Annotated in this window: 13 protein-coding genes; 3 read left to right on the top strand and 10 right to left on the bottom strand. The window is 33.8% G+C overall.

The features are described from left to right. Positions 1-107: 107 nt before the first annotated feature. The 7 genes from ACM55G_RS05225 to ACM55G_RS05195 form a co-directional block, all read right to left on the bottom strand. Positions 108-680, bottom strand: coding sequence for an adenylate kinase (locus tag ACM55G_RS05225; RefSeq protein ID WP_416842867.1), 573 nt, complete (start codon positions 678-680; stop codon positions 108-110). A gap of 13 nt (positions 681-693) precedes the next feature. After that, entirely contained in the window at positions 694-1,224 is a 531-nt protein-coding gene (gene hpt / locus ACM55G_RS05220) for a hypoxanthine phosphoribosyltransferase (protein WP_416842866.1), read from the bottom strand. Between the two features lie 406 nt (positions 1,225-1,630). Beyond that, positions 1,631-2,464, bottom strand: coding sequence for a hypothetical protein (locus ACM55G_RS05215; RefSeq protein WP_416842865.1), 834 nt, complete (start codon positions 2,462-2,464; stop codon positions 1,631-1,633). Positions 2,465-2,540: 76 nt separating this feature from the next. Continuing rightward, positions 2,541-7,511 carry an FG-GAP-like repeat-containing protein gene (locus ACM55G_RS05210; RefSeq protein ID WP_416842864.1) on the bottom strand — a complete coding sequence of 1,657 codons (4,971 nt, stop codon included), beginning with the start codon at positions 7,509-7,511 and terminating at the stop codon, positions 2,541-2,543. Continuing rightward, on the bottom strand, positions 7,508-7,927 hold the full coding sequence (locus ACM55G_RS05205) for a hypothetical protein (RefSeq protein WP_416842863.1): 420 nt from the start codon (positions 7,925-7,927) through the stop codon (positions 7,508-7,510). Before ACM55G_RS05205 ends, ACM55G_RS05210 begins: the two co-directional genes overlap by 4 nt. Positions 7,928-8,203: 276 nt before the next feature. Then, positions 8,204-9,268, bottom strand: a complete 1,065-nt coding sequence (locus ACM55G_RS05200; RefSeq protein WP_416842862.1) for a helix-turn-helix domain-containing protein — start codon at positions 9,266-9,268, stop codon at positions 8,204-8,206. Between the two features lie 122 nt (positions 9,269-9,390). Beyond that, the gene (locus tag ACM55G_RS05195) at positions 9,391-10,449 is read right to left on the bottom strand and encodes a helix-turn-helix domain-containing protein (protein ID WP_416842861.1); all 1,059 of its coding nucleotides are present in this window, start codon (positions 10,447-10,449) and stop codon (positions 9,391-9,393) included. 315 nt (positions 10,450-10,764) lie between these two features. Here ACM55G_RS05195 and ACM55G_RS05190 point away from each other — a divergent pair, with 315 nt between their 5' ends. Together ACM55G_RS05190 and purE are read left to right on the top strand one after the other, a co-directional pair. Continuing rightward, positions 10,765-11,931: a 5-(carboxyamino)imidazole ribonucleotide synthase gene (locus ACM55G_RS05190; protein WP_416842860.1), complete on the top strand. Its 1,167-nt coding sequence runs from the start codon at positions 10,765-10,767 to the stop codon at positions 11,929-11,931. A gap of 91 nt (positions 11,932-12,022) precedes the next feature. Further along, a complete protein-coding gene (purE, locus tag ACM55G_RS05185; RefSeq protein ID WP_416842859.1) occupies positions 12,023-12,505 on the top strand; it encodes a 5-(carboxyamino)imidazole ribonucleotide mutase in 483 nt (160 codons plus the stop codon). A gap of 49 nt (positions 12,506-12,554) precedes the next feature. Here the strand turns inward: purE and ACM55G_RS05180 are convergent, their stop codons facing one another. Next, the gene (locus tag ACM55G_RS05180) at positions 12,555-13,220 is read right to left on the bottom strand and encodes a hypothetical protein (protein WP_416842858.1); all 666 of its coding nucleotides are present in this window, start codon (positions 13,218-13,220) and stop codon (positions 12,555-12,557) included. 218 nt (positions 13,221-13,438) lie between these two features. Here ACM55G_RS05180 and ACM55G_RS05175 point away from each other — a divergent pair, with 218 nt between their 5' ends. Then, positions 13,439-15,466 (top strand): M3 family metallopeptidase, encoded by a 2,028-nt coding sequence (locus tag ACM55G_RS05175; RefSeq protein WP_416842857.1) that lies wholly within the window; start codon positions 13,439-13,441, stop codon positions 15,464-15,466. A 134-nt stretch (positions 15,467-15,600) separates the two neighbouring features. On the opposite strand, the gene ACM55G_RS05170 is transcribed toward ACM55G_RS05175, so the two are convergent. Both ACM55G_RS05170 and ACM55G_RS05165 read right to left on the bottom strand, forming a co-directional pair. Beyond that, a complete protein-coding gene (locus ACM55G_RS05170; RefSeq protein WP_416842856.1) occupies positions 15,601-16,716 on the bottom strand; it encodes an ATP-binding protein in 1,116 nt (371 codons plus the stop codon). A gap of 125 nt (positions 16,717-16,841) precedes the next feature. Further along, on the bottom strand, positions 16,842-17,654 hold the full coding sequence (locus ACM55G_RS05165; protein ID WP_416842855.1) for a hypothetical protein: 813 nt from the start codon (positions 17,652-17,654) through the stop codon (positions 16,842-16,844). Positions 17,655-17,675 lie beyond the last annotated feature (21 nt).

The raw sequence follows: 17,675 nt of genomic DNA, 5'->3' as shown, positions 1-17,675 counted from the left end.
TAATGTAAAGCACAGAGTTAAAATCTGCTTTTTCTTGTCAAAACAGGCCGACCAAAAGAAGCTCCTTTTATGACTTATAAAAATAAATTTATAACAAGGAATTGCAACTATAAATTATCAATAATATTACTTACTCTTTCCGTAATTTCAGTAATGGAACCTATTCCATTTACTGTGTGAAACTTCCCTTGCTCCTGATAATAATCCATTAAAGGAGCTGTTTTTTCATTATATTCCTGGTACCGATTTCTAATTTTTTCTTCGTCTTGATCATCAATTCTACCACTTGTTTTTCCTCGTTCAAGTAATCTTGCAACCAAGATTTCATCATCGGCTTCTAGCGCAATAGTTGCGGCAACATTGGAACCTATGGAGGTAAGAAATACATCTAAATCCTTTGCTTGCGAAATTGTTCTTGGATAACCGTCAAATAAAACCCCATTGGTGTCCGGGTGTTTATTTACCTCGTCAATTAGCATTTTTGTTGTCAATTCATCTGGGACTAAATCCCCAGCATCCATGTATACTCTTGCTTGTTTCCCAAGTTCGGTATCGTTTTTTAAATTAAAACGAAATACATCACCAGTGGAGATATGCGTTAATTTGTATTTTTCTTTTAAAAATTCTGCTTGGGTTCCTTTACCTGCTCCTGGTTTTCCAAATAAAACAATGTTAGTCATGTTGTTGTGTTCGTTATTCTTTTAGTTTATATACTTCGGGTAAGTTTCTTCCTAAACCATCATAATCCAATCCAAAACCCACAATAAATTTATTTGGAATTCTAATTCCAACGTAATCTATTTTCAGGTCTTTTGTAAAGGCTTCCGGTTTAAAAAAAAGTGTTGCTATTTTAAAATGCTTTACATTTTGTTTTTTAAATAATGCTTTCAGCTCTACCAAAGTATTCCCGGTATCGACAATATCTTCTATTATAATAACGGTGCGACCAGTCAAATCTTGGTTCAACCCTATTAACTGTTTCACTTCGTTTGTAGAAGAAGTTCCCTCGTAAGAGGCCATTTTTATGAAAGATACCTCACATGGTTTTTTATACAGTTTCATAAAATCAGAAACCACCATAAAAGCACCATTCAATACCCCAACGAATAATGGTGTTTCATCAGCAAAATCGTCTTCTATTTGCGTAACCATTTTAGCAATGGCAAAGTCAATTTCTTTGGCAGAAATAAACGGAACAAATTGTTTATCGTGAAGTTGTATCATTATTTTTGTGTTTAAAATAATGAGCAAAGATACAGAATTCGGATTTGACAATTGATAAATGGGCATTAATTTGTAATTTTAAGTAAATTGCATAAAAAACCAACTTTAAATCTATTAAAAGCATTAAATAATGGAACATAAATTTCGAAGAAAATAAAATAGCATTTTCAACATTAAGAGTCATAGAAGAAATTCAAAAATATTCAGCCTATTGTTTTACTTTCTCTTTATTGCTTACTTGAATCGTCAGAAAACAAAAAAAAGGCTGCCTTTATAAAAAGAAAGCCTTTGATCATTTTTAAATTAAAAACACTTTTAAAATTAGAGCAAAACCCCTTCAGTTCATTTATGTTTTTTTACTATTTAGTCTCCTATAACATCTTGATTATACACTGGCCACAAAAATTCATTCAAAATTCCAACCCACTGTTAAACCGAATGCAACAGGTTTGATACTTGCGTCTTTGTCGGTACTGTACAATCCGTTTGCTTTTCTGTCAGTACTTGATGTTGGATTATAGCTTAAATAAGACTCGTTTTGTTTTTGATCAAGGATTGTTCCATAACCGCTGTCAAGAAACATCGCGGCGTACAAAGCACTCTTTTCTCCCATTTGAAAAGTAAAACCTAATTCAAACGTACTCATCAAAATACCTTTTGTGTTGTATTCTCCTGATGCAGCGTAATTTGTTTGATTCCCAAAACCATATTCTGGCAAATTATCAATGTATAAATTAACATCTGGGTAGTAAGCAACTCCTTTAGCCGTTGTTGCCGAAGATTTGATTTTGTAATTTATAGGTAAGAAGTATTTAACACCAGCCCTAAAATTGAAATCAATTCCTTTGTTAATATTCTTTTTATACTGCAAAAAAAGTGGAATCTGAATAGCTTGCAATGTTTGAGATTCTTTATAATTTCCTGTAGTAATATTGTACGAAAATGCCGAGCCAATAGCATCAACCTCGAAATTAGTTAGCGTTGCTGAGGGTTGTTCTAAAGACACCTTTTGCTTATATTGTGCAAACTCAACTCCAGATCCAATGCCTATGTGATCTGTCAATGAATATATGTAACCTGCCTTTAATGCTCCGCCAATATCAGTGGCTGACCTCACCCCTTTTACATCACTTTGAATATTCCCTATTCCTGTTTGTATTCCTACATAAAACTGCGCTTTAATTCCTTGAGAGAATAAAATCAGTGCAAATCCTACTATATATTTAACATCAAATTTCATATTTATTTATTTTTATTGCATTTGAATATTCCATCCTCATTCCTATAAAAATGAGGATTTCATACTCTTAAGTGATTTAATTTTTAACTAAAAGGTTTTTTGTAAAGTATTTACCATTTGCTAAGGTCAGCCTTACTAAATAAATCCCCTCCGTATTTGGCGCAATCATATCCATTGTTTTACTATCAACCATTTTATCGCTCACTAGTACTCCAAGCATATTAAAAACTGTAATACGAGCATTTTGCAACTTAACGGAATCAACAGTAGTAAAAATTTGGTAACTTGAATTACTTTTAACCGGATTAGATGCAATCTTTAAATATTCATCTACTATTGAAGCAGAAAACGTCAAAGGGCATGTTGTAATAACCGTACCATCTATTTTTGTAGCTTTAGCGTAATAGGTGCCATTAAGAATCCCAGTATCTTTAAAATATTGAGCTTTTTGACTCGATACTAAAACTCCATTTTTGTACCAGCTGAAAGCAATGAAGGTCTTAGAATTATTATCAAAGAAAATAACATCGTCAAAATGTTTTCTAATTAAATTAGGCCGACTATTAACAATTGTTACATTAACTGTTTTAGTAGAAACATTTCCACTATTATCTGTTACTTTTAGAGTAACTACATTCTCACCCACATCGGCACAACTAAATAATGCCTTATCGAGTTCTAATAAACTGATTGCACAATTATCAGTTGAACCATTATTTACATCTGCAGCAGCTATCAAAACATTTGACGAAGCGTCAAGTTGAACGGTGATATTTTTTGTAATTACTACTGGAGCTATTTTATCTTCGACAGTTATAATAGCCGTTTTAGTAGCAACATTTCCGTTATTATCTGTAACTTTTAATGTCACTGTATTTACACCAATATTAGCACATGTAAATGAAGTTTTATCTAATTCTAATAAACTGATTCCGCAATTATCCGCTGAACCATTGTTTACATCTGCAACAACTATCGAAGCAGTTCCTATAGCATTCAATTGAATCGTAGTATTTTTTGTAACAACCACTGGAACAACCTTATCTTCAACAGTTACGATTGCCGTTCGAGAAGAAACGTTTCCGTTTACATCTGTAGCAGTCAAAGTAACTGTATTAGCTCCAAGAGTGGCACAAGTAAACGAAGTTTTATCTAATGTCAATAAAGCAATTCCACAAGCATCTGAACTTCCATTATTGATTTGGGTTGGAGTTATCGAAACATTTCCTGCCGCATTGAGTTGAACCGTTATATTTTTTGTAAGCACTGTCGGCAGAGCATTGTCAACCACTATTACCGTTTGAATTACTGCAACCGCATCTTTTCCATTACTATCACTTGCATTCCATTTAATCGTTGTGGTTCCCACCGGATAAACAGCACTCAATGCCAATGCATCGCTTCGAACGCCTTTTGCTGCACCTACAGTACAATTATCTGTGGTAGATGCCGAAACAACTACCCTTGCGCCGCAAACATTTAAATCAGTAGTTACATTTTTATTGCCATTGGAAGTAATCACAGGAAGTTGATCATCCCTTACGATAACGGTTTGAACAACTTCAACTGCCGCATTACTGTTAGCATCATATACGTTCCATTTGATCGTTGTGGTTCCCACCGGATAAATGGAATTCAATGCCAACGCATCGCTTCGAACTCCTTTTGCTGCACCTACAGTACAATTATCTGTGGAAGATGCCGAAACAACAACGCTTGCGCCGCAAACATTTAAATCAGTAGTTACATTTTTATTGCCATTGGAAGTAATCACAGGAAGTTGATTATCCGTTAGTATAACGGTTTGGACAACTTCAACTGCCGCATTACTGTTAGCATCTGATACATTCCATTTAATCGTTGTGGTTCCCACCGGATAAACAGCATTCAATGCCAATGCATCGCTTCGAACGCCTTTTGCTGCACCTACAGTACAATTATCTGTGGCAGATGCTGAAACAAGTACAATTGCGCCGCAAACATTTAAATCAGTAGTTACATTTTTATTGCCATTGGAAGTAATCACAGGAAGTTGATTATCCCTTACGATAACGGTTTGGACAACTTCAACTGCCGCATTACTGTTTGCATCTGATACATTCCATTTAATCGTTGTGGTTCCCACTGGATAAACTGCATCCAATGCAAATGCATCACTACGAACGCCAGTTGGCAATCCAACAGTACAATTATCTGCTGCAGTTGCGGTAACAACTACTTTTGCGCCGCAAACATTTAAATCAGTAGTTACATTTTTATTGCCATTGGAAGTAATCACAGGAAGTTGATTATCTTTAACTGTAACAGTGAATGCTTGTGAAGCATTTCCACATGGATTGCTTGCACTAATTGTAACTGTAGTCACACCTAAATTCAATATACTCCCAGAACCTGTTCCTTGTCCATTCTCAGTTGTTGCTCCAGAAAAAGAGTAAGTCACGTTTGGTGTTGGAGTGCCTATAACATTAACAATGTAAGCTGCAGTTGCAGAGCAATTATTGCTATCAGTATTTATAACCATGTTAGAATGTGAAGTTAAAGCAGCAGCAGCGCAGTTAATCTCAGCCGTTACACTAAAAGTAATTCTGGCATTATCACAATCATTACTGATTACAGTTAAAGCAGCGCTATAACTAGTAATATTTTGAGCATTAAAAATTAAATCAAAATTTGCTGAGGAATTTGCCGCTACAGATGTTGGCGCTCCAAATACACTAAAATACTGATTATCAACTCCACTTATTAAGATTTGCGATACATCTAATGCATTAGCACCAGTATTACTTATTGTAAACTTCTTAACATTATTAGCATTCGGGAATACAGTGCCGAAATCACTTGAACTCCTATTTGAAATTGGTGTAGTACCTTCAGTTATTCCAATTACAGGAGCTCCGTTGGAAACTACAATTGTAGAAGATTGAGCCGAACATCCGAACAGATCGATCACTCTGACACTATAATCACCAGTTGTAGTGGTAGTGTAAATTTGCTGAGTAGCATTTGCTATATCTACCCCATCTTTCATCCATTGATAGACAGATGATTGAGAAGATGTCAAGTTTGCTGAACCACTACATAAATAAATATTATTTCCTTCAAGTATGCTAACAGTTGGATTTTCGTTAACTGTTACCTCCGTAGAAAGTGAAATTCCAGAACAGCCACCCGCATTTGTAACTTCTAAAGTATAAGCACCTGTTTGTGTTGCTATATAATTTTGACTAGTTGCTCCACTAATGGCAATACTATTTTTATACCATTGATAAGAATCTCCTAAATTTGCTGAAAGAGGGATAGACCCACCTTGACAAACAGTGGTTTGACCCGAAACAATAATTGCCGCAGGTTGCACATTAATTATTGCTTTGGTCTTAGATTCATTTCCCGTATAATCTTTAACAGTAAGGACAACCTGGTTTTCACCAATATTCGCACATGTAAAGAAAGTTTGAGAAAGTTTTATAGTATTAATTCCACAAGCATCTGAAGAACCGTTATCTACTTGAGCTGCGGTAACACTTACTGTTCCATCTGGAGCCAATGCTACAACTACATTTTGGGCAATTGCAGTTGGTGGTGTATTGTCTTTCTGTGAACTTATGTTTCTATGAAACAAGATACGATTAGAATTTATTCCAGAAGTAGCGATATCTGGCACAAAATCACCATCTAAATCACCAATAACAATACCCGAAACTTCTGCTTCCGCGCTGGATGTATAATCAACTCTTGAGGCAAAAGTTGGTGTTCCTGGGCCTGTAGTAGTGTTCCTGTAAACTGAAAACACATTAATTTGCAAAGATTTAGTTACAATATCAGAGTACCCATCACCATCCACATCACCTACCCCTATTCTGTAGTTACCCACTGGAGATGGTAGGTTGACAGTTGGTGCGAAAACGATATCACCGACGGTCGAAATATTTCTCCATAAGGCAACATTAGTTTCTCCTCTAAAATTACAAGATGTAAAATCTATTTTACCATCTTTATCAAAATCAGCAATCTGAGCTCTATAAGGATAAGTACCAAAACCATCCATAGGATTAGAATCAGAAGCCCAGTATTCAGGTGCTTCAAAAGATGGGATCGTACTTCCGACAGAAGTAGTATTTCTAATGGAAACAGCTCTATTTGAATCACCTTGTGACGCTATAAAATCCGTTTTACCATCTCCATCAATATCTGCTACTTGAATACCAGAACAGCGTGTTTCCACAAAAGCAAAAATTTGGGCAGGCCCGAATGAAATATTACCTGGACCTGTACTTGTATTAAAGGCAATTACCACATTAGCACCAACTCCACCAATAATATCGATTTTACCATCGTTATTAAAATCCCCTGCTGCAATTTGATAATTACTCACCGTTGGAATAGATTGGAATGGAGCCATTAACACATTACCTGGCGTACTTATATTTCTACTTACCTTATTGGTAGACAGTAAATCCTTTAACCCATCGCCATCAAAATCGGCAGCATAAATACTCTGACCACCTGCATTACTGTTAAGCGCACTGAAAGAAAGTGCCCCAGGAACTGAATTATTAATAGCAATTGATAAACCGCCACCATTGCTAGATGAAACCACTTCAGGTTTTCCATCAAGATCCAAATCCTGTGATAACATGTTATATGCCCCATATACACCGGGTAAATCAAAAGCTATATTATTATAGGTTTGAAGTTCCAACGGAGTTGGACAAAATATACCATTAAAAGAAACGCTAGAATAAGCCGTAAGATAACATTGGTTTGTAACTGAAATTGGAGCAGTAGAAACTCCAAGAGGTACAACAACTTCCAGCTTTCCAAATGTGGCACTAACAACAGTGGCTCTCGTAGATCCAAAATACACCACATTATTAGTGATCGTATTAGAATCAAAATTTGCACCAAAAATTGTAACTATACTTCCAATAAACCCAGTATTTGGTGAAAAACTATTGATTACAGGTATACTATTACAAGATTGCGCATAAGATTGTGTACTTACTCCCAAGCATACAATGATTAATAAGATTGAAATTATTTTTTTCATGATCCTGTATTATATATTATCGAAATTTTCATTGTAGAGGCATCTATTCCCTCTGGGACATCAAACCTTAGATTGGCATGATTCTCTGAACTGCAAGACGCGATAAACATATCTCCGATTTTTGTTTTGAAAAGAGCAATTTCCACCTGAGCCTCCTTGCCGGCTGCATCTTTCAAAGCAAGCTTAAATCCGACTTTTGGATAAGCACCTCCTTCGTTAAAGGCATTCATAATGACTATTGCTTTTGATGTTGGACTGCACTTTACCACAGCATATGCAACATCAAAATAAAATTTTGCCTCTTCAAGTTGGGTCCAATTTTGGATATACTTTGGTTCTGTTTGATTTGACTGAGCAATCATTGTATTATAAAAAACACAAGCAAAGCTCATAATGAAGAGTAATTTTAATTTCATATTGATTTTTTTAGATTTATTTGCAGCCAAAAATAAAAGAAAAAAAAGTGAAGAAATAGCCCATTAGGACATATCGATAGCCTATTAAGACCAGTTAGTATTTTTCAAATATAGAATCGATAAAAATTGACCCATAGACTTATTAAAGAATTCAAAAACAGCGATTTATATTTTTATATCTAAAAATATAAAATGAAATAATACTAAAAAATCAGAATAATAGTCCTAAAAAAATTAAAATAATTTGTTAAAATAACCAAAATCTATTTATAATGGCTATAAAAAACGTACTTCTGACGGGAGTTTGTCAAAGCGCTTTTTAAAATTGGCTGCAAATTTACTCGCGCTTTCATAACCCGTTGCATAAGCAATGTTTTTTATTTGCATATCGGTATTTGTAACCATTTGCATAGCGAGAAGTAAATTTTTTTCTTTATGGTATTGCAACATAGAAATCCCATGAACAGACTTAAAAGTCAACTTTAGTTTTGTAGGGGACAAGTTTACCTGTTGGGCAATATTATCTACACCCTGAAAAGGTGCTGTTAGATTATCGACAATTAATTTTTCGGCCTTGGCAATTTTCTTATAATCGGTTATATTAACAGGAATGTAATTACCAATGCGTAGGTCGACAAATGCATTCTTAAAAAAAGTGGAAACTAAATGAAGTGTTTGAGATTTTAAAATTGATTTACTCAATTGATCTGCTTTAACCGTTTTTAAATTCATCCAAATTTCTTTAGATAATTCACTTGCATTAGGTACAATATCCTGATAAGATATAAAGCCTTTGTCTGAATTTAAAAAACTTTTAATTTGGTTTTCTTCCGGTAAAATTTCAAACGAAAAATTTTTTTCTGCCCATTCTTTACTGAATCCGTAAAGGTAAAATTCACAAATAGAACCTTTATAAAAATAAGCGCCAACTTCGGTCCCTGGTCTTTTGAAACCCCAGTATTTGCTTGAAAAAGGGGTCTTATCGGCAAATGTGTTTTGTAATTTCACTTCGCTCTCAAAAACTGTAAAAGTAAGCGTGTAATAATCACTAACAAAGTCCTCATCATAAATTGCTTTTAGCATCACATTTTTCTTAAATGTAATATTTGTTGCAATAATCCAGAAACCCTCTTCAATCTCCCTATAACACATAACACCTTTAGAAAAAGGATTGTTTCTGTAAACCGCTTGTTCATCCCGAACGTGGCGAGAAGAGGGAGAATTGATAATGCTATTTATTAATATTTCAGGTGAATTAGATAAATATGGCAACTCAAAGAAACCATCCCTGTAAAAATTTATATTCTCTTTTATGAATTTAATCCACTTAGTTAAACGCATATTTGATGAGTATAAAATTTTAATTAACAGGAATTATTAAGAATTTATTGTGTAAATATAGATTAAACGAAAACACAAAATAGGCTATTGCTAAATATTTTATTTATAAAAATATCTACAATTTAATTATCCCTATAAGCAGAAGGCAATTTCCCGAAACGTTCTTTGAATGTTGCAGTAAATTTACTGGCACTTTCATAACCTGTTGCAGTAGCTATATTTTGAATTTGAATATCCGAATTTTGAATAAACTGCATCGCCAACAACATGTTTTTTTCTTTATGATATTTCAACATAGAAAACCCAAACACCGTTTTAAAATCAGACTTTAATTTTGTGGGAGAAGTATTTACGTCCTTTGCTATACTTTCAATGCCTAAAAACGGAAGATGCAAATTATGTAAAATCATTTTCTCGGCCTTGGCCACATTATAATAATCTAAATTGCTTAACGAAACATTATCTATAATACGGGTATCTTCAAAAGAATTATTAAAAAATTCAGTAATCAATTTTATAGAATGCTTTTTTAAATCTACAGAATTAAATTTTCCTTCACTTTCTGTTTCTAAATTTTTCGACATTATTTTTGCTAAATAATGTGCTTTTGGAGCGATGTCTAACCAAGTAAAAAAACCTTTTTTAGCATCTAAAAAATTTTTAATAACCTCTTTTTGAGGAAACTTGTTAGAGGAAAGATTTTTATTAGCCCATTCCTTATTAAATGCAATATTAAAAAACTTACCCGTTGTACCTTTATAAAAATAGGTTGTCACTTCTGTTCCTGGTTTGTAAAAAGTCCAACAAGTACTCAGAAGTATGCTATCACTTAAATTTTTAAAAGGATATTTATATTTAAATACAGAAAAAGATAATACATAATATTCTCTTAATTGATTTTCATCATAAATTGCCTTAGCGATTATATTTTCTTTGATATTTATATCGGTTTCCAAAAGCCAAAAACCCTCTTCAATTTCTCGATATCGTATTATCCCTTTACAGAAAGCATTATTTAAATAAATGGATTGTTGCAGAGTTTTATGATTGGTCACCGGTAATTTTATTAAACCATCCAACATCACTTGAGGAGAATTAGATAAATAGGGTAATTCAAAAAAATCATCTTTGAGAAGGAAAAGATATTTTTGAATATGTTTAGTCCAATAATTTGAGGTCATACATTTAGTTTTTAAAAGAAAATCAAATTCAAAAAAAAATTTGTCAATATAAAAGCTACCAAACCTAGCTTTAACAATCAGAACATGTAATAAAAGACTTATTTTACACATAAATAGCTAAAACCAGCCTGATAAACCAAATCCAAAATTAATAACCTAAAGATAGGTAAAGATACTTGTTTATCCATTAATACATAAAATTCTTACGGAATATATCATTATTACTTTCAATTTGAAAAATATCATTCCTCAAATCAACAAACAATCAATTGACAATTGTTTTTTATCAATTATCTTTGTAAAAATTACTACACAATGAATTATTTTTCTTCTGATTTTAAATTAGGAATTCTCGGCGGCGGACAACTCGGCAAAATGCTGTTGTTTGATACCCGAAAACTCGACATACAAACTTATGTTCTAGATCCAAGTGATGAAGCACCATGTAAAATAGCCTGTGATAAATTCTTCAAAGGGGATTTAATGAATTTTGAAACCGTTTACAATTTTGGAAAACTCGTTGACGTATTAACCTTTGAAATCGAATTGGTAAATCTTGAAGCTTTACTAAAACTTGAAGAAGAAGGCATAAAAGTATATCCTTCGCCTAAAACATTGAAACTCATCCAAAATAAAGGAATTCAAAAAGATTTTTATACCAAACATGCTATTCCCACCGCAAATTACAAGCGATTTGCTAATCTAAAAAGTGTCGTAGTTGCTATACTGGATTCTAAATTAAAGCTGCCTTTTGTATGGAAATGTACTGAATTCGGTTATGATGGAAATGGGGTAAAAGTCATTCGACAAATTTCAGATTTAGACAATTTAGCCAATGTGGAATGTATTGCTGAAGAAATGGTGCCTTTCAAAAATGAGTTGGCAGTTATCGTTTGTCGCAATCCATCAGGTGAAATAAAAACCTATCCTGTGGTAGAAATGGAATTTCATCCAGAAGCAAATCAAGTAGAATACGTGATTTGTCCTGCCCGAATTGATGCTGCAGTTGCTAAAAAAGCAATTGAAATTGCATTAAATGTTTCTGAAAAATTCAATCATGTCGGCCTTTTGGCGGTCGAAATGTTTCAAACTGAAGACGATGAAATTTTAGTTAACGAAGTCGCTCCCCGCCCGCACAATTCAGGTCATTATTCCATTGAAGCCAGTTATACTTCGCAATTCGAGAATCATTTACGGGCTATTCTTAATTTACCTTTGGGAAATACAGCTAGTAAATTGGCAGGTATCATGGTAAATCTATCTGGCGAAGAAGGTTATTCCGGAGATGTAGTTTACGAAAATATTGAAAAAATATTAAGTTGGGAAGGCGTTACACCTCACATTTATGGCAAGAAAGAAACACGCCCTTTTAGAAAAATGGGACATGTTACGATTGTAAATAAAAATATTGATGAAGCCAGAAAAATTGCTGAAAAAGTAAAAAATACGATTCGAGTAATTAGTACTAAATTGAATAATTAAAATATTTAATGATTTAAAAATTACGATAGGTCTAATTTGATTCTAGGTAATTTCCAATCTCTAAATATTTCAATCTTTAAATAACAATAAAATGAAAGTAGCCGTTATAATGGGAAGCATTTCTGACATGCCCGTAATGCAAGAAGCCATAGATATTCTAAAAGCATTTGATATAGAAACAGAAGTTGACATTGTTTCCGCTCACAGAACACCAGAAAAATTATTTGATTTTAGTAAAAATGCACATCATCGAGGGATTACGGTAATTATTGCCGGTGCTGGCGGTGCTGCACATTTACCTGGAATGGTCGCTTCGATGTCGCCACTTCCAGTAATTGGAGTTCCTGTGAAATCCAGTAATTCTATCGACGGATGGGATAGTATTTTATCAATTCTTCAAATGCCGGGTGGCGTTCCTGTAGCAACAGTTGCACTAAATGGAGCAAAAAATGCTGGAATTCTTGCCGCTCAAATTATAGGAAGTCACAACAAAAGTGTCCTCGACCGAATACTATTATATAAGAAAGGATTGAAAGAAGCGGTAGATATAGCTTCTGAAACACTCCATAATTAACAAAGAAAGCTCCTTTACGGAGCTTTTTTTATTCCAAATTGTGAATCATTTATTCAACACTTACTGATTCGTCCAAAATCCCTTCAAATTCCGAAGCAATGATATCTTCTTTGTTTAACCAATATTCGGAAGTAGTCAAAGTATAATTTACGTTGTCCGAAGTTGTCAATTCCCATAGAATATCTTCGGCTTCCGGAAAAGGTGCATTTTCATTCATGGCATGATCAAACAATCTTTTGATCAGAGTACTATCAGACAAACCTTTGCTTAACAATTTTAAAACATTTTCTTTTGTTAATTCATTTGCTCCTTCTGATGCGGTCATACTGCACTCAACAATTGTAGCTTTTGCATTAGGAAATTTACCGTTGTACGCTTTAAAAAGCAATTGATTGACATGAAACAAAGTCGAATGCAACCCTATTTCAGGATATTCTTCACAGACTTTATCTAAAAACATATCGTTTGAAATTTGCTGAATTTGACCTTCATTTAAATCTTCTGACAATTTGTATTCCAATACAATTACAGCAGCATCTTTGGGTTCAAAATCACTTATTGCCATAAACAGCAATTCTCTTAAACTGGCAGCATCTGCATCTGCAGCATCTGGATAGTCGAATTTTTCAAGCAGTTTGACATAATCTTCATTGGTCCAATATTCCTCGATTTGATCTACAATATTTACGCTTTTTATTATAATTTGATAATTCATATTTTTATTATTTATTTGATTCGTTTCTTCCAAAACCAATCTTTTTTTTTTACAATTTAAGGCTTTATTACTGCCAAACGAAATAAATAACATTTAAATAACACAATCAGCTACACCATTTTGGGGCAAATCAATTCGTTTGTCAACTTCGTTTTTTTTTATTAAATCCGTACCTTTGGTATCTTTAAACATCGAATTATTTTTATTAAAAAATACAAATGAGTATCTTAACCCACCATTTCAATACAAAGTACAATACTGCGCCTTTTTCGAAAATAAAGAACGAAGATTTTCTTCCTGCTTTTCAAGAAGGAATCGAATTGGCAAAAGCCGAAATTGATGCTATTGTAAGAAATCCTATAAAACCAACTTTCGAAAACACTATTGAAGCATTGGCGTTCAGCGGCGATGTTTTGGATCGAATTTCAAGCATTTTTTTCAACTTGAATTCCGCAGAAACGAATGATGGAATTCAAAAAATCGCTCAGGAAGTTTCTCCTTTATTGTCTGAATTTGGGAATGATGTGCGTCTTAACCCTGATTTATTCGCGCGAGTGAAAACGGTTTACGAGCAAAGAGAAAAATTAAATCTAAATCCGGAACAAACCACGCTTTTAGACAAAAAATACAAAAGCTTCTCCAGAAACGGAGCCAATTTGCCGGAAGACAAAAAGAATCTATTGCGAGAAATCGACAAAGAATTATCGAAATTGAGTTTGCAGTTTGGCGAAAATGTTTTAGCCGAAACCCAAGCCTATCAATTGCACATTACCAATGAAGCCGATTTAGCCGGTTTACCGGAAGGAACTATCGAAGCCGCTCGTTCATTGGCAAAAAGCCAAGAAAAAGAAGGTTGGATTTTCACGCTAGATTACCCAAGTTATGTTCCGTTTGTGACGTATGCTGACAATCGCGAACTGCGCAAGAAAATGGCCATCGCTTTTGGTGCCAAAGGGTTTCAAAACAATGAATTTGACAATCAGGAAATTGTGCTTAAAATTGCCAAATTACGTTTTGACAGAGCACAAGTTTTAGGATATGCCACACACGCTCATTTTGTTCTTGAAGAAAGAATGGCAGAAAGTCCAGAGAAAGTAAAAACATTTTCGAACGACTTATTGGAAAAAGCCAAACCGGCCGCTTTGAAAGAATTTGCACAATTAACCGCTTTTGCAAAAGAGTTACACGGAATTGACCAACTTCAGAAATGGGATGGCGCTTATTATTCGGAGAAATTGAAACAACAATTATTCAATTTGGATGATGAAATTTTAAAACCCTATTTTCAATTAGAAAAAGTCTTGGACGGTGCTTTTGCAGTTGCGCAAAAATTATATGGAATTACTTTCGAAGAAATTTTCGAAGTGGATAAATACCATGAAGAAGTAAAAACCTACGAAGTAAAAGATGAAGAAGACCAACTAGTTGCCGTATTTTATGCTGATTTCTTTCCAAGAAAAGGCAAACGCAACGGTGCTTGGATGACTTCTTTTAAATCACAATCCATCAAAAAAGAAATCAACGAAAGACCACACATTTCAATCGTATGTAATTTCACGAAACCTACTGAAACCAAACCATCGCTGTTAACCTTCAACGAAGTAACAACTTTATTTCATGAATTTGGTCATGCGTTACACGGCATGTTAGCCAACACGACGTATCCAAGTTTATCAGGAACTTCTGTGTATTGGGATTTCGTAGAATTACCAAGCCAGATTTTAGAAAACTGGTGTTACGAACCGGAAGCATTGGCTTTGTTCGCATATCATTATCAAACTGGTGAAATGATTCCGATGGAATTAGTCCATAAAATTAAAGAAAGCGCGAGTTTTCAAGAAGGAATGGCAACGATGCGCCAATTGAGTTTTGGGTTGTTAGATATGGGATGGCATGCACAAGATCCATCGAATATTAAGGACATCAAAACTTTTGAAACCGAACAATTTGCAGCCACACAATTGTATCCTGATGTAAAGGAAAATGCAATGAGCACTTCTTTTTCCCATATTTTTCAAGGCGGTTATTCTTCTGGATATTACAGTTATAAATGGGCTGAAGTTCTAGATGCTGATGCTTTCGAATATTTTCAGGAAAAAGGTATTTTTAATAAAGAAGTGGCAACCAAGTTCAAGGAAAATGTGCTTTCTAAAGGCGGAACGGAACATCCTATGATTTTATACAAACGCTTTAGAGGACAGGAACCAAAACCAGAAGCGCTGTTGAGAAGAGCAGGATTGGTGTGATTTTTTTGAATAAAAATTAACTATATAATATTTTAGGACCGAAGTTTAAAAGCTTCGGTTTTTTATTAAAACAAAACCATCAACCGCGCAAGATTTGGCACGCTTTCGAACCAAAAAATAGATGCTATTTCGAACTACTTTAAAAACTCCCTGAAATTTTCATTGCTTACTACCAAAAAACTCGGTTGATACGCTTCTTGAAATGATTTCGGCAACTTCGCTTTTTTAGTGGAAGACCATTTGAATTCAAAAGCACTGACTGCATCAGCATTAGTTTCAATATAATCTATTTCCTGTTGTTGTGTAGTTCTCCAAAAGTAAGGTTTTGACAAACTTTGAGAATAGGACAACTGTTTAAATCGCTCTGAAACTAAAAAATTTTCCCACAATGCCCCTTTATCCTGTCTAAAATCTAAGGAATTAAAATTTCCGATCAACATATTCCGAACACCATTGTCGTAGAAATAGATTTTTCTGTTTGCCTTTATTTCATTTCTCAAGTTTTTGCTAAAACTATTTAATCTAAAAATCACAAAAGCTTTTTCCAATAAATCTATATAATTATTGACCGTATTTTTATCTACACCAACTAATTGTGCTATTTCATTATAGCTCACTTCACTACCAACCTGAAAAGCTAAGGCTTGTAATATTTTTTCTAAAACTTCCGATTTCCTGATACCCGCTAAACTCAAAACATCTTTATATAAGTAGCTGGAAACAAGGTTTTTTAAAATTTCATATTCATTACCAAAATTATTGATCACATCAGGATACATTCCGTATAACAATCGCAACTCCAATTGTTGTTGCGCTTTCATATAACCAACATTCGCTTCGAATTCATTCCAGGAAATAGGATATAAACGGTATTCAAATTTACGTCCCGTTAATGGTTCTTGTGTAACATGATTAATATCAAAAGCCGAAGAACCACTCACAATCACTTGCACACCCTTGATTTGATCAACAATAATCTTTAGTTTTAAACCAATAGAAGAAATACGCTGTACCTCATCAATAAAAACGTATTTATAATTTCCAATAATATTTTTTAAGGTTTCGGTATTTGCATTTGCTAAAGTATCAGCCACAACCGCATCATCACCATCAAGAAATAGAAACGGAATATCCTTTAATAAAGCATTAATCAATGTAGTTTTACCAACTTGTCGCGGGCCTATTAATACAATAATTTTGCCCTTCCCTAAATTCTTTTCTATTATAGGTGTTAAATCTCTACTAATCATAACCGTAAATTTTATACAAATATAGTACAATCATGTCGTATTCACCAATTTTATACTTTTTTTGGTGAATACATTCACCAATTTTACACTATTTTTAGTGAACGTATTCACCAATATTAATCTTTTTAAAGAAACAAAACTAGCAACCACCAGATAATTGGCACGCTTTCCACCCAAAAGGAGGTATAGTATTTCGAGCGTTTTTCATTGGCAAAAAGCAGCAATAACGCAATCAGAATCACTATTATCAAGTTGATAATTAATTGATTTTTATCAAAATTACTTTTCAGCAATTCCAGAAAATAAAACGGAATCAAAAGTAACAATCCCAATATTTTCGTTTGCTTCACTCCTATTTGTTGTGGCACGGTTTGCAAATGTGGATCATCATTTGCCAAATCAATAATTTCAAAAATAAGTACCAATACAAAAATCAAGATAAATCGCTGTATGCATTTTAGATAGAAATCAAGCGTAATCGAAACTTCTGCATTCAAAATGGGCAAAGCCAAAGTCACTCCTACCCAACACAACGCCACAATGTAGATTTTTACACCAGCCCAGTTTCTGGCATTTTTTTTATTTGGAAAAAACGGAAGCGTATACAATAAAGTGATACTCAAAAAAGCGATTGCTACGATTCGGGTAATCCGTTGCAGCTGAAAAAAATAAAAACCAACCAAAAGAAGTGCAAAAAAACTAAATACAGCAATGATTTTTAACTCCTTGCGCATCCTTAATTTTTTGGCTCTGGCCAAAGCATCATATTTTACGAAATTATATCCTACAATTGTTCCAAAAAAAGCAAAATTAGCTATTGGTTCATCCGCAGCAATGTGGAACATGTGTTGTGTCATTCGCACTAAGGCATAACACGACAATCCCACGTGAATACTGCTATTGATATAAAAATTGAATAGTTGTTTAAAAATCTTCATTAAACAAAATTAATCAATTGT

Source organism: Flavobacterium algoriphilum, assembly GCF_048158655.1.
GTDB lineage: Bacteria > Bacteroidota > Bacteroidia > Flavobacteriales > Flavobacteriaceae > Flavobacterium > Flavobacterium algoriphilum.
This window is presented reverse-complemented; position numbering and strand designations above follow the sequence as displayed.